This window comes from Alteribacillus sp. HJP-4 (genome assembly GCF_042139015.1).
Lineage (GTDB): Bacteria > Bacillota > Bacilli > Bacillales > Marinococcaceae > JBHIKY01.
Window position 1 is genome coordinate 56,540 of sequence record NZ_JBHIKY010000012.1, and the last position, 13,944, is coordinate 70,483.

General features: G+C 50.1%; 14 protein-coding genes. 2 read left to right on the forward strand and 12 right to left on the reverse strand.

The features are described 5' to 3' along the window. Nucleotides 1-35: 35 nt before the first annotated feature. Nucleotides 36-422 (reverse strand): hypothetical protein, encoded by a 387-nt coding sequence (locus tag ACE4RR_RS12730; protein ID WP_375535803.1) that lies wholly within the window; start codon nt 420-422, stop codon nt 36-38. 344 nt (nt 423-766) lie between these two features. Between ACE4RR_RS12730 and ACE4RR_RS12735 the strand changes: the two genes are divergently transcribed. Continuing rightward, complete coding sequence (locus ACE4RR_RS12735) at nt 767-2,425, forward strand: S-layer homology domain-containing protein (protein ID WP_375535804.1); 1,659 nt, start codon at nt 767-769, stop codon at nt 2,423-2,425. 67 nt (nt 2,426-2,492) lie between these two features. On the opposite strand, the gene ACE4RR_RS12740 is transcribed toward ACE4RR_RS12735, so the two are convergent. From ACE4RR_RS12740 to spoIIID, 8 genes are all read right to left on the reverse strand, one after another. Continuing rightward, nucleotides 2,493-2,681, reverse strand: coding sequence for a hypothetical protein (locus ACE4RR_RS12740; protein WP_375535805.1), 189 nt, complete (start codon nt 2,679-2,681; stop codon nt 2,493-2,495). A gap of 19 nt (nt 2,682-2,700) precedes the next feature. Continuing rightward, nucleotides 2,701-3,135: a 3-hydroxyacyl-ACP dehydratase FabZ gene (fabZ, locus tag ACE4RR_RS12745; protein ID WP_375535806.1), complete on the reverse strand. Its 435-nt coding sequence runs from the start codon at nt 3,133-3,135 to the stop codon at nt 2,701-2,703. A 185-nt stretch (nt 3,136-3,320) separates the two neighbouring features. Then, nucleotides 3,321-3,662, reverse strand: coding sequence for a hypothetical protein (locus tag ACE4RR_RS12750; protein ID WP_375535807.1), 342 nt, complete (start codon nt 3,660-3,662; stop codon nt 3,321-3,323). A gap of 203 nt (nt 3,663-3,865) precedes the next feature. Further along, a complete protein-coding gene (locus ACE4RR_RS12755) occupies nt 3,866-4,147 on the reverse strand; it encodes a DNA-directed RNA polymerase subunit beta (protein ID WP_375535808.1) in 282 nt (93 codons plus the stop codon). A gap of 34 nt (nt 4,148-4,181) precedes the next feature. Continuing rightward, on the reverse strand, nt 4,182-5,024 hold the full coding sequence (locus tag ACE4RR_RS12760) for a flagellar hook-basal body protein (protein ID WP_375535809.1): 843 nt from the start codon (nt 5,022-5,024) through the stop codon (nt 4,182-4,184). Nucleotides 5,025-5,060: 36 nt separating this feature from the next. After that, complete coding sequence (locus ACE4RR_RS12765) at nt 5,061-5,882, reverse strand: flagellar hook-basal body protein (protein WP_375535810.1); 822 nt, start codon at nt 5,880-5,882, stop codon at nt 5,061-5,063. A gap of 366 nt (nt 5,883-6,248) precedes the next feature. Further along, nucleotides 6,249-7,253, reverse strand: a complete 1,005-nt coding sequence (gene mreB, locus ACE4RR_RS12770; RefSeq protein ID WP_375535811.1) for a rod shape-determining protein MreB — start codon at nt 7,251-7,253, stop codon at nt 6,249-6,251. Between the two features lie 282 nt (nt 7,254-7,535). Next, nucleotides 7,536-7,814: a sporulation transcriptional regulator SpoIIID gene (gene spoIIID / locus ACE4RR_RS12775; protein WP_375535812.1), complete on the reverse strand. Its 279-nt coding sequence runs from the start codon at nt 7,812-7,814 to the stop codon at nt 7,536-7,538. 265 nt (nt 7,815-8,079) lie between these two features. Here spoIIID and ACE4RR_RS12780 point away from each other — a divergent pair, with 265 nt between their 5' ends. Beyond that, on the forward strand, nt 8,080-9,636 hold the full coding sequence (locus tag ACE4RR_RS12780) for a diguanylate cyclase domain-containing protein (RefSeq protein ID WP_375535813.1): 1,557 nt from the start codon (nt 8,080-8,082) through the stop codon (nt 9,634-9,636). 35 nt (nt 9,637-9,671) lie between these two features. Here ACE4RR_RS12780 and ACE4RR_RS12785 read toward each other — a convergent pair whose 3' ends face one another. The 3 genes from ACE4RR_RS12785 to ACE4RR_RS12795 are packed head-to-tail and all read right to left on the reverse strand — an operon-like array spanning nt 9,672 to nt 13,939. Next, nucleotides 9,672-10,337 (reverse strand): 3'-5' exonuclease, encoded by a 666-nt coding sequence (locus tag ACE4RR_RS12785; RefSeq protein WP_375535867.1) that lies wholly within the window; start codon nt 10,335-10,337, stop codon nt 9,672-9,674. A gap of 19 nt (nt 10,338-10,356) precedes the next feature. Then, nucleotides 10,357-12,294, reverse strand: a complete 1,938-nt coding sequence (locus ACE4RR_RS12790) for a DUF294 nucleotidyltransferase-like domain-containing protein (protein WP_375535814.1) — start codon at nt 12,292-12,294, stop codon at nt 10,357-10,359. Continuing rightward, nucleotides 12,278-13,939, reverse strand: a complete 1,662-nt coding sequence (locus ACE4RR_RS12795; protein WP_375535815.1) for a sodium:solute symporter family protein — start codon at nt 13,937-13,939, stop codon at nt 12,278-12,280. The genes ACE4RR_RS12790 and ACE4RR_RS12795 overlap by 17 nt, the downstream gene beginning before the upstream one ends. Between the last annotated feature and the right edge of the window lie 5 nt (nt 13,940-13,944).

The window sequence follows — 13,944 nt, forward strand, 5'->3', positions numbered from 1 at the left end:
AACGTTTTTCGCTGGATTTGACGGTTTTTGTCGACTCAGGATGGTGCTTTTGGCATGCGAGCGGATAGCTTTTCCCCGCTTCCGAGGTCTTTTCCACTCGGGCTGCAGCGGTTTCCCCTCTTCCCGTTGGCGTTTCCCCACTTGCGCGGACGCTTTCCACCGTACGAGGCTGCTTTCTCGCGGGAGCTTTCCTTTTCCCCGCTTCCGTGGCCTTTTCCACCGGAAACGGGTGATTTCCACTTGCAAGTCAGGATTTCCCCTGTGCGGAGAGCTTTTCCACTCGGGCTGCAGCGGTTTCCCCTCTTCCCGTTAGCGTTTCCATACTTGCGCGGACGCTTTCCACAGTACGAGGCTGCTTTCTCGCGGGAGCTTTCCTTTTCCCCGCTTCCGAGATCTTTTCCTCCGGAGACGGCCATTTCCATTGGGTACGTTATGAGCGGAGGTTGGGTTGAGAAGAATGATTCTTTTATTATGGTCTGTAATGATCATTCCGTCATTAGTTTTAGGTGATCATCTGCCAGATATTTTTTGATTTCGGGTGAGCTATTAGAATTGCTGTTTGTCTGCCATACGGTTTTCAATGACCCTCCCTTGTTTGTGAGCGTAACTAAAGACTTATTTTTTATGAAAATAGTCTTTATAATATTTTCCTATTGATATGGGAGGGTTTTTGCAGAAAATTGGAAATTCATTATATCTTGGAGAGTGGCGAGCATGTATACTGGTAACCGAGGTTAATTTTTACATATATGAGGAGGCTTTTTTTATGAAGAAATTTGCCGGAATAGCGCTTTCTGCTTCGCTGGTGGCTTCTTTGGGATTCCCGGCTGCTGCCGGTGCTCAGGCTTTCCCGGATGTTGGGGAAGATCAATGGGCGAAGGATTCGATTGAACGCTTGTATGAAAAAGGGATTGTGACTGGTAAGCAGAATGGGACCTTTGCCCCGCGTGATACGGTAACGCGCGGCCATGCGGCGATTATGATTACAAATGCGCTCGGGCTGGACACGGAGAATGCTCCGGATCCTGGGTTTAATGATTTGGATGAGAGTGATACGTATTACAAGTATGCAGCTGCGGTGGCAGAAGCCGGAATTATGGAAGGACGAGACGGCAGCTTTATGGCCAACCAGCCGTTGAAACGGGATCAAACGGCCAAAGTGCTGGTGGAGGCCTATGATATTCCAGACGCAGAGTCCGGCTCTGATTTTGATGATGTAGACAGCGGTCACTGGGCGTATGATTATGTGTCGTCGATCCTCGAGGCTGACATTACGACCGGCTATAAGGATGAAAATTTGTTCGGGCCGAGAGATACGACAAAGCGCGATCAGTTCGCAACGTTTTTAACGAAAACAATGGATTATTCAAAAGATGATTCAGACGATTCGGATGAAGATGTGGAGCGTGACGAAGAAATCGTGCAGCTTCTCGATGATGTATTTGAGACTCAGCTTGGGTTAGAATCCTATACGTTCGACGGCAATATTGGAGTGTCTATGGACATGCCGGTACCGGAGGATGAAGAGCTGTCCGAGGAGGATCAGGCGGCGCTTGAGGAAATGTCCAACATGGACATGGCGGTCCGCGGCGCGTATGAGAGCGACCCGTTCGTCATGGAAACGATTGTTGAACAGGAGATGCCGACGTTTGATGAAACGATGGTCATGCCAACGATCGTAACAGAGGATGCGAGCTACGAGTACATCGCGGATGCAGCGCTTTCTGGCTATCCGGAAGAGTGGCAGGATAAGTACATTGAATACAACTTCGCCAATGGCGGTTCCGGCGGCTTCACGGACGTGGAACAGCAGCAGGAGCTCAGCCGTGAAATCTTCACTCTGTTTATCGATGAGTTTGGAACGGAGCAGTTTGAGCTGGTGGAAAATGACGGAACCGTTCCGGAGGATATAGAGTACGAGCACCTTCTTACATTTGAACTGACAAACGAGGATCTTGAAGCTTATTCGGACACTTTTGAAGAAAAAATCTGGCCGGAGCTTGAAGAAATGTTAGAGAACCCTGAAACGATGGGCGTATCTGCATCGCAAGCAGAGGCATTGAATGAGGAAGCGGACGAAGATTTCGATTCATTTTTGGAAAGCCTGAATCTTGAAACCTTTGAGATGACGCAGGCCATTGACGAAAATAACCATGTTGTCTATGACACCGGCGTCATTGATGTAAGCTTCGAGGATGAGGAAGCCGGCACGATGTCGTTTGGCGTGGATTATGACATGGCGATGGACAACTTCAATGAAGACGTCACGTTTGAGTACGGCCTGCCGGAAAGTGATGACGACATCATTACGGAAGAGGAAATGATGGAATGGCAGGAAGAGCAGATGGAAGAAACGGAAGATGAGTTCGGGGACGTAGAGGAGATGGACCCTGAGGAAAAGGAAAATGTAGAAGAAGAGGAATAATCGGTTTAAAAAAACCGTCTGTGCTGGTTAGGCACGGGCGGCTTTTTTGTCCTGTGTGGCATGGTTTCTAGTTGGGATTGTCTTTCGTATTGGCTGGTTTTTCTGCTTTAAGAAAGCCAATAAGCAGGCCGATGGAAACAACCGTTCCGACGACCGGAGCGATAATGTCTCCAGCTTTCGGATCTTCGGTGCCAAAAAAGGAACCGAAGGCCGTGATAAAGATAAAAGCGACTGCGGCGATCAGGATATATTTCATGATTGTGCCTCCTTATCCGTTACTCTTCTGCGTCCTGCAGTGCGAAGAAAAGATCAGTTTCAGCAGCGACGGTGTCTCCTACTCTCGCAATACCGCGGCCTTTCCCGATTTTTCCTCGCAGGCGGCTGATTTCTACTTCGAGTGTCAGCTGGTCACCAGGCTTCACCTGGGACTTGAAGCGGCATTTTTCAATTCCGGCAAAGAGAGCAATCTTACCTTTATTCTCTTCCACCTGGAGAATGGCGACTGCGCCTGTCTGTGCCAGTGCTTCAATGATAAGTACGCCCGGCATGACGGGATAATCCGGGAAGTGACCGTTGAAAAAGTCCTCGTTGGCCGAAACATTTTTCAGTCCGACAGCGCGCTTGCCTACCTCGAGCTCGGTGATGCGGTCGATAAGCAGAAATGGATAGCGGTGCGGGATAATCTCTTTAATTTCTTCTATTGATAGCATGGGGATGATTCCTCCTTATGTAGTGTGCTTGCGTGTACGGTTTTCATTCATATGGCGTGCCGGATTGTGAAGGCGATGGCTGATATAGATGTTTCCGCTGCGGAGCGGGGACTTTCACACTCTTGCTGGGGCGGTTTCCCCGTTTCCGCGGGTGGTTTCCACCGCTGCGCAGTGCGTTTCACGTGTTACAGAGCGCGTTTCCTCCGCGCGGGGTCCTTTTCGTTCCCAGCAGGCACTTTTCCCGCCCGCGGGCCGCGTTTCCACCGAAGCGAGACGATTTCCCCTGACAAGTCAGGGTTTCCCCCAATGTGGGGACTTTTCCACTCTTGCTCCGGCGTTTCCCCATTTCCGCGGGTGGTTTCCACTGGTGAGCGGTGGGTTTCACGCATTCCCGTGCGCGTTTCCTCCGCGCGCGGCTCTTTTCGTTTCCAGCAGGCACTTTTCCCGCCCGCGGGCCGCGTTTCCACCGAAGCGAGACGATTTCCACTGCCATATGAAGGTTTCCCCCAATGCGGGGACTTTTCCACTCTTGCTCCGGCGTTTCCCCGTTTCCGCGGGTGGTTTCCACCGCTGCGCAGTGCGTTTCACGTGTTACAGAGCGCGTTTCCTCCGCGCGGGGTCCTTTTCGTTCCCAGCAGGCATTTTTCCCGCTCCCGAGCCACGTTTCCACCGAAGCAGTCCACCAGACCATGCAAAAAAGGGCTGTCTGACATAGACAGCCCGCTTTGGATTATTCGCCATGCATAAAATCGAAGAGGCTGTCCCAGGAGCCCGGGCTCATCACGCGAAAGATGGAATCGCCGTCTCCGATGATGGAATAGCCTACGATCAGGCCTGCGAGAATGCTGATCAGCAGACAGGCTGATATAACGAGCAGTCTGGCCCATATGGGAATAAGGCGGACTCGTTCGCCTTTCAGTCGTTGGAATAAAGAGGGCTTCTTTTCTTCCTGCTGTGCTGCTTCTTTCTCTTCCCGCTTTTCCTGCCTTGTATGCGGCTCTTTATTCGTCATAACGAGGTCTCCATTTTTACAGTGGCGGAGCTTGTTATCCGCGGATACTGTTAATCAAGCCCATCATTTGGTCCCCCTGGCTGAGAGCCCTTGAATTAAAGGAATAACTGCGCTGAGCTGTAGTCAGATCGGTCATTTCTTTTGATAAATCCACATTGGATTGTTCTAAGGATCCTTGGATGATGCGACTGTTTTCACCTGCTACAAACTCTATCACATCCGCTTCCTCCAAATCAAGAGCTTCGAGGTCCGGAAGGCGGAAATTGCTGCCTCCGACTGCTTCGAGAAGCTGCGGTTTAGTGGCGCGGGCAAGTTCAATCTGGCCGATCTCAGCTTCCTCCCCATCCACTTCCGCGGTCAACGTGCCGTCATCTGCGAGTTGAAAATTGCTTGCGGTGCCGGGTACGTTCATTCTTTCGCCGTCATTGTTAAGAAGATAGTCTCCCTCATTATTGACGAGCGTCCAGGTGTCCGGGTTGTCCGGATTTTCCGTTAAATAAAAGGAGCCGTCTCTCGTATACTGAGTTTCTGCTTCCCCTTGATTGTTCATGGACTCTACCTGGAAAAAATAGCCCTTTTCGGTTAATGCAAAATCAAGATCGCGTCCGGTCTCCTGCAGAGATCCGTGCTCTAGGCGGAGCGCTGTCTGCGCGATGGCAGCTCCTGCACCGGAGCGGAGACCGAGCGGTGTCAGGCGGCCGGCTTCAGTGTTCGGAGCTGTATTATTGTTCATTTGCTGGAACAACAGCTCCGAGAAGCTTGCTTCCCTCCGCTTGTAGCCGGTCCGGTTCGTATTCGCGAGATTGTTGGAGATACCGTCCATCTGCTGCTGGATCTGCCCCATCGTGTTTGCCGATGAAATCATAGATGAATACATGGTGTTCCTCCCTTACTTTCCTTTGTCCCTGCACCTTTAGCCGAGTCTTCCGATTTCATTTACCGCCCGCTCCATGCTCTGGTCATACGTTTGCAGCATACGCTGATTCGATTCAAAGACGCGGTACGCATTCATCAATTTCGTCATCGTCTGGTTAGCATCCACGTTCGAACGTTCAATAAAGCCCTGACTGAGGGAGAAGTCAATGTCCTCGTTGCCGACAGCACTTGGAAGCTCCTCTTCCTCCCCTTCCGGCCGCAGCAGTCCGCTGCCTTCTTTTACAAGATCATTGGCGTTCTCAGCGTAAGCGACTTCGATCTGGCCGACAACGGCGCCGTCTTCATCAGTTACCGCTCCGTCTTCTGCCACAGTGAAATTCTCATTGCCTACGTCAAGCGGCTCTCCATTCGTGCCGAGTATGTAATAACCGTCACTTGTCGTTAAAAACCCTTCGCCGTCCACCGTAAAATTCGCATTCCGGGTGTAGCGGGCTTCGCCGTCCTCGTTGGAGGTAGTATAAAAAAGCGCCCCTGCTTCTCCCTCTTCGTTTTCCGGAAGAGTTACCTGAAGGAGCGCCACATCCGTCGCATTTCCGGTTTCCTGCAGATCACCCTGCGCGAAATTCTGGGTGCGCTCCTGCATATAGACTCCTGTGGCCATACTTCCGATTTGATTGCTGCGTCCAGGCTGGTTGTTCGCACCCTGGGCCTGCATCAAAAGCTCAGGAAACGTCCGCACGGAGGCCTGATCGGCTTTATAGCCGGGGGTATTGATATTGGCAAGGTTATCATTCAACATTTCAGTGCGGCGCTGCTGCGTTAACATGCCGCTTGCTGCACCGTAAAATCCTCTCAGCATCCAGGATCCTCCTCTATAATAAATAGACTCTCAGTATTCAATAACTGTTCATCATTTAATTTTTTTACAGATTCATTTTCCAGCTGCGCGGACAGGAGATCCGTTATTCTTTCAAATTTTGCTCTTTTTGAATGCTTGGCGGACATCCGGTAGGGCTATTTGCCTAAATGGTGGAGAAATTGGCTCTCCTATTGGCTATTAACGGAACGCATGTCCGGCAAATCCGTAAAACGGGCTGTTTGAAGAAAATAGCGGAACCAGTGTCCGCAGACCCTGCCGCCGTTGCTTCTCAGCCATCACTTCCACAAAAAAGTTAGTAATGTTGAGAAATATAGTTTAGTTATTCCGGGAGTCTAGGACGGACGGTTATACTTTTACTTTTTTGTTTGTCATTTTATCGAGATTTTCTAAAATAATGCCGGTGCCTTTTGCTACGCAGAGCATCGGGTCCTCGGCGATCATGACCGGGACTCTCAGCTCATCGGCCAGCAGCTCGTCGATGCCGTTCAAAAGCGCACCGCCTCCGGTTAAGATAACGCCGCGGTCAATAATGTCTGCAGAGAGCTCCGGCGGGGTCAGTTCAAGCACATTTCTTGCTGCCTGCACGATATGGCTGACTGATTCGGCCAGCGCTTCCTGAATTTCATCTGAGGTTATGTGAATGGTCTTTGGAAGGCCCTGGATCATGTCACGCCCGCGGATATCGATCGCCTCGCTGCGTCCGCCCGGAGCGACGGTGGCTACTTCTTTTTTAATTCTATCGGCCGTATGCTCCCCGATTAACAGCTTAAATTTCTTCTTGATGTAATTCATGATGTCGTAGTTGAACTGGTCTCCTGCGATCTTAATAGAAGAAGCCGTGACGATGTCCCCCATGGACAGCACGGCTACATCGGTGGTGCCTCCCCCGATATCAACGACCATGTTGCCGCTTGGCTGAAAGATATCCATGCCGGCTCCGATAGCTGCCACTTTGGGCTCCTCTTCGATAAAGACATTTTTACTGCCGCTCTTTTCTGCCGCTTCAATAATCGCTTTCTGCTCGACCGACGTAATATTGGTCGGGCAGCAGATCAAGATGCGCGGTTTGGACACCATGCTTTTCGCGTTCACCTTCGTTAAAAAATGCTTCAGCATGGCTTCTGTCTGGTCAAAATCCGCGATCACTCCGTCTTTGAGCGGCCGGAGCGCTACAATATTACCCGGTGTGCGCCCTACCATGCGGAATGCTTCCTGGCCGACCGCCATGACGGTGCCGGACTTTTTTTCAAGTGCGACGACCGATGGCTCGTCCAGAACGACCCCCTGGCCTTTAATATGTATCAGAATATTAGCTGTTCCCAAGTCAATCCCGATATCTCTGCTGAACATGCTGTCATACCCCCTTCGTTAGTAGCGCATCGCGCTAAATTTCCCGTTTTTTCGACAATTTGTAAGCCTTATTTCACGAGTCATAAGTCTCTAATATGACATTTTACCACAAACTTTTCCGCATCGGTATACATATATGAGGTTTTTTGATTCTGTTATTTTTTCCTGTCCGGGCTTTTGTATTCATCGGGGGGGGGTTTTTGGAGGAAAGTAGAAATGTTTAAAAAGGGGAGTCCCTCATTCGGGGCGCCCCTTTTCGTGTTCCAGAGACTCAGGGGCACGTTATAAGGAAGGCTCCGTCTTCATCTGCTGGCGGCTCTTCTTGTACTTAATCTTCGTTGCTTCCCCGCCGCGGAGATGACGGATGGATTTATGGTATTCAAGAATTGATTTTACCTCTTCTGCAAGCTCCGGGTTGATCGTCGGCAGTCTTTCTGTCAAGTCTTTATGAACTGTACTTTTGGAAACACCAAATTCTTTAGCGATCGTCCGGACTGTTTTGCGAGTATCCACAATATACCTTCCCATCTTGATTGTTCGTTCTTTGATGTAATCGTGCACACCACTCGCCTCCTACTCTCTTCTTGGTGAATTAGTACAGTTTATTATACGAGTCCGCCCGATATACCAAAAAGTCAGATAGGACAAGGGTTTTGTCGAGCAATACTGGAGAATACAAGATTTGTCGTTCCAAAAATAGTTATTTTGTAGTATGATAATAGTAACAGTTTGCATGGATTTTCACAGGAGGAGGTCGGAGAAAGCGGAACTATTTTCCTCTTACAATGTCATCTGGAGCTGGGTCATTTCGGGATTTTTCCTCTCTGTGATCAGTTGTATTTTTGGATTTTATGTGGTGCAGCGCCTGTCGCACTACCGTTTTTTGTACTCCGTGATTGTCGGCGGTGCACTCTGGCTCGTCCAGCTTTTCATTGTTTTGTCCCTTCATGCCCCGATGTCGCTTTCTGCCTCCTATTTTTTTGCCACGGCCTTCTTTTGTATTTTTGGTGCTCATATCTGTTTATCCACCGCTTTTAAAGAAAATGTTACGACCTCGCGCTATTTCTTAAGCGGCATCGGAATTGTTTTTTCCATTCTCGGGGTTGGTTATCTTGGTTTCTCCATTGCTTTCAGCTCCGTTCTGCAATGGAAGCCTTCACTGGTGACACTTGCGGTTTTAATTACGGCCGCGATTGCTTTTTTTATGCTTCGTTTCCTTCTTCAGCTCCGTGCGGAACGCAATAATCTCGCGACCAATCACTGGCTCTGGATCGGGGGCACGTGCTCCGGCATTACGCTGGCCGGCATTCCTTGCATCGTCATGATTTCCCTTTTGGAAAACAGTATTATTTCCATGAATGGCGGGATTACCCACTTTATTTTTCCGTTTACTATAATACTTGGCGCTGCCCTATTACTGAGTTTTGTGCCGGATTTGTTCGCAGAGGCCCGCCACAGCTTTCATCTCAATAAATTACTTGAAAATGAAGTAATGTACCGGTCGCTGTTTGACCATAATCCGGATGCGGTGTTTGAAGTGGATGAGGACGGCTGTTTTACGAATGTCAATAAAGGAGCTGAGATACTTACCGGCTTTACGGAAAAAGAATTATTAGAGAAGCATTTCACTTATTTATTTTCCCCGGAGGACAAGGACGAGGCGAAAAAGCGGTTTCAACGGAATTTATCCGGGCATCCGGATGAGCATTTTACGAAGGTCACGGTGAAGGAAGGAATGGAATTGGACCTGCGCATTACGGCAGTCCCGATTGTGATTCGGGGAAAGGTGAAAGGGCTGTATGCGATCGCAAAGAATATTTCCGGAGAAAAAGAAAATGCGCGGCGCATTCATTATATGGCGTATCACGATGCGCTGACCGGCCTGGGTAACCGGCGCTCGATGTTTGAACAGATGGAAGTGCTGGAGAATGAAGGGGCGCTGTATTGTCTTGTGTTAATCGATTTTGACCGCTTTAAACGGGCGAATGATCTGTACGGTCATCCGTTCGGAGATAAGCTGCTGAAGGAAACGGCAGAGCGGCTGCAGCAGCTGCTTCGGGATAGAGAGGGAGCGGCATACCGGTTCGGGGGAGATGAATTTGCCATCTTGTTAACAGAAGCAGAACGCGAAGGACGGTCGTTTGATGAAGAGCTGCTGGCGTCGTTTCAGAATCCGCTTTCTGTCGATGGCCGCACCTATATGCTGACACCGAGCGCCGGGGTGGCATGCTACCCTCGTGACGGAGCAGAAGCTGAATTGATTCTTCATTATGCCGACCTTGCCCTTTATTATGTAAAAGAAAATGGCAGAAACGGCATCCACCATTTTCAGCCCGCGATGAAAGAGGAGGCTATTGTCCAGGGCCGGACGAAAAGCCGGTAGAAAGATTGCATCGGGTCTCGCGCTTTTACTACCCATCAATGAAAAGGAGCGGTTTTGCCGTTATCGCTTCGGATCGCTTCCATCAGTCCGCCGAGCGTCTCTTTGCCGCGTCCGTTCATGTGGGAAAGCAGCTCCACGAATAAGTGAGCGGTCGTCAGCGCATCCCCGAGTGCGGTGTGACGCTCAAACATTTTCGAGCCAAACTGCCTCGCATAATGGGACAGGTCACGCATGTCCCACGACGGGTTTAAATAGCCGATCATATCAAGCGTATCGATGGAGATCGGTTCTTCAAACGTATATTTCCAGCGCTGCAGCTCTTTTTTAAGGACGAGCTCATCAAAGGCAAGGTAGTGGCCGACCCAGCCGCAGCTTTCATTTTCTTCAATGAAAGCAAAAAGGTCTTCAATCGCATCAAGCGCATGAGGCGCTTTTTTTACCATTTCCTGTCGAATGCCGGTGAGGTTTGTTATTTCCCGGGGAATATCGCGGTTCGGATTGACGTACGTATGATAGGTGCGGTCCGTTACTTCGAGGCCTTCTACCTGCACGGCACCGATTTCAATCAAACGATCCCTGCTTCCGATCGCAAAGCCTGTCGTTTCCGTATCGTACACAGTAAAGCTCATTTCCTTTAATGGTGTGTTCAGCGGCATCTGGTTATTAAGCTGGTAATGGAGACTCTTCTTTTTCCAAAACATCATGGCTGTTCCCGCTCCTTTAGCTCATCATTCCGTAAGCACTCACCGCTTTATTCTGAAGAGCCCGTACCGTCTTCAATGCGATCATCAGCTCTTCCTTGTCGCGGGATCTCATCTGTGTGAATTTAATTTCACTCGTATTCTGTTCTCCTCTTGTGTAACGATTCCATGATTGCTCGACCCTGATTTTTAAAATAATTTCATAAGCGAAGGTAAGGTCATCCATAAAGCTTTCTGTGATTACACCGTTTTCCTTTAACTCTTCTGCCATTTCAAGAGGCGTTCCGCCATAAATTCCGGAATGAGCAGCGAGAATCTGCAGGGAATGGTGAAAAGGGAACAGGGCGTGCTTTTTTATATCGATTCCCTCTTTTTTCACACGGAACAACGCGCGGATTGGATGGTCCAGCGTAGGCACCGGTGAATTTTTTTCCTGTTCTGCCGCCCGGAATAAGAAGATCCGCGACTTTTCGAACTGAGTGCGGACCATATCCACGAAACTGTCCTTTAACTCCTCGTCTCCGCAAAGAAAACGGAAGGCAAGAAAATTGTGGCCAAGCAGGATGTTATCGTTGGTGGCACGGAGTCCCCACGTCCGCAGGCGCTCGCTCCAATGGGTAATCGTTCCTCTCCAGTTGGTTTCACTTGCCATCATGTTGCCGTCACAGCGTTTATAGCCGGCGCGCTCAAGCCAGAGCACGATTTCATTGCCGAGCGCCCGGAAATAACTTTCTGCCTTTTCCCTGTCCTCTTCCCTGTCAGGGTCGCCGTAAACGAGAAAGTGATCCTGGTCGGTGAGCATGAACTGCTCGGCTCTTCCACCGCTTCCCATTAAGAAAAAGGCGTAAGGGAGCGGAGGGGGGCCGTATTTTTCCCGGACCTTTTCCTCAGCAAGATCGACACAGTGCCGCATCAGCCGGTCGTACAGTTTCGTGACGATCTCAAGCGTGTGCCTTGTCGGAATGTCGTCATGTAGAAGATTGGCGAGGATGTCATAAATCGCGTTTTTAACGTCCGGAAGGGTGCTTTCATCAGACCCCTCAATTTCGTGGAGTACGTCAAACTTCCCGCGATTTTTCTTTTTAAGGAGATCCGACAGCGTGACCATCCCGACAACCCGGCCGGGCCGGTATTCATCAACGACCGGCAGATGCTTGACGCCGTTCAATAAAATCGTTGCCATCGCTTCATAATAGTATTCGTTTTTCGTGATCGTAAATGGTTTGTCGGTCATGACCGCCTCGGCGCTCCCACTTTCGGAAGTTCCGGCTGCGACCACGCGCTGCACGAGGTCTTTTTCCGTAATAATACCGGCAAGCGAGCCATCCTCGTTAACGACGACGACTGAGCTGGAATTTCGTTCGACCATGATGCCTGCCACATCCTGGACTGGTGAGTCTCTGTCTATCAGTACAGGCGGCGAGGTCATGAAATCCTGGACGCGCTGGATAAAGGGATCGCTTTCGCCCCACTGACTGGCCAGATGAACCTGCTCGGCGAGAGAAGCATAAATGTCGCGGAGACGGACGGCCACATGGCGGAGAACGTAATCTCTGACTTCCTCCTGGTGCCAGCGTGCTTCCATTACTTCATAAGGCACATGCAGGCAGACAGCTTCCTCGACGGCGCGCACCTCCACGGTATAGGAATGCTCATGGTGGGACGGTTCCCCGAGAAAATCTGCAAGACTGGAAAATCCGATTATTTCCCCGGCCTCCAGCACTTCCAGCACCTCATGATCGCGGTTTTTGTCTGCAAGCACATATACCTCTGTCACCCCTTTTAATATAAGGAGAAGACCATTGCGCGGACTCTGCGAGTAGAGAAGCCGTTCTTTTTTCTTATAGGTTTTTACTGTGCACTTTTTTAATAAATCACCAAATTCAGCGGCAGTTGCGCCGCTGAATAATGGGTGATTTTTGATCTGCTGTTCGTACTGCTTACTTTCCTGTTCCATCGTTCATCCATACCTCGCCATCTTTGTACGTCATTTGTTCTGGATAGCGTAAGTCTGTAACATCGTCCTGCAGATGCTGCGCCGGCGGCGGTGTCATTTTCGATACAATCACGCAGGTTAAGAAGTTCAGTGGAACCCCGATAAGTCCTGCCCCTGTATCTTGAATTCCAAATAAGCTGATGCCGCTGAGCGCGAGAAAAATGTAACCGAGCGTACAACCGAGACCAACAAGCATACCTGCGACCGCGCCCTGTTTATTCATGCGCTTCCACCAGACACCGAGGAATAATACTGGGAAGAAGGTACCTCCGGCAAGAGCAAATGCCCAGGCAACTATCTGGGTGATAACCCCCGGCGGATCCAGCGCCACGAGTCCGGCAACAATTGTTGCGATGACAATGGAAATCCGGCCGGCATTCAAACGTTTCTTGTCTGTAGCGTCCGGCTTTAACAAGCGGTAATAAATATCATGAGCGAACGATGACGAAATCGTAATCAGCAGTCCGCCTGCGGTCGATAACGCGGCAGCCATCGCACCGGCAGCTGTCAGACCAATGACGAACATGCCGAGGTTAGCAATTTCCGGGGTCGCCATCACGACCATATCATTGCCGACTGTCATCTCTGTCCAGTCGAGTACCCCGTCGCCATCAGTGTCCGCAAGCTCGAGCAGTCCTGTATTTACCCAGGAATTTATCCAATTGGGCAGCTCGTCCATCGGCTGGCCGGCTACCTGTGTCATTAAAATAAACCGGGAAAATGCTGCATAGGCTGGCGCGGACAGATAAAGCAGTCCGATAAACAAGAGAGCCCATGCCCCGCTCCAGCGTGCTGCTTTCATTGTCGCTACTGTATAAAAGCGGACAATAACGTGCGGAAGGGCGGACGTTCCGACCATGAGTGTAAACAGAAGGGCGATAAACTGCGATTTATCACTTTCTGCAAACGGTGCAAAGTACTCCGATAATCCAAGCTCTCGATCAATGGCTCCTATCTCATCGACTACATTTCCGTACGTGAGCCATGGCAGTGCATTTCCTGTAACCTGAAATGACATAAACACAATGGGAATAATATAGGCGATAATTAAAATAATGTACTGAGCTACCTGGGTCCAGGTGACCCCTTTCATCCCGCCGAGTGTGGCGTAGATCGCAATGATAACAACCCCGATCATCGTCCCATATGTAGCTGGGATGCTGAAAAGCCGCCCTATGACGACGCCGGAACCGGAGAGCTGTCCAATAATGTAAGTAAAGCTGATAATGATCGTTGCAATCGCGGCAATAAGACGGGCCACGTTGCTGTCGAACCGGTCACCGATAAATTCCGGAACCGTAAAGCGTCCGTATTTCCGAAGCTGTGGCGCCAGTAAGAACGTCAGCAGCAAATAACCGCCGGTCCACCCCATAATGTAGGCGAGACCATCGTAGCCGAGGGCAAGTACGGTACCGGCCATCCCGATAAAGGACGCGGCACTCATCCAGTCCCCGCCGATCGCCATCCCGTTCCAGATTGGCGGAATACCACGGCTGGCTACATAAAAATCGGAAGTAACCTTTGCTCTGTTATACGCAGCAATGAAAATGTATAGAGCGAAGGTTGCTGCTATGAGCCCAACCGATACAAGTGTTTGTAAATCCAAGGAAA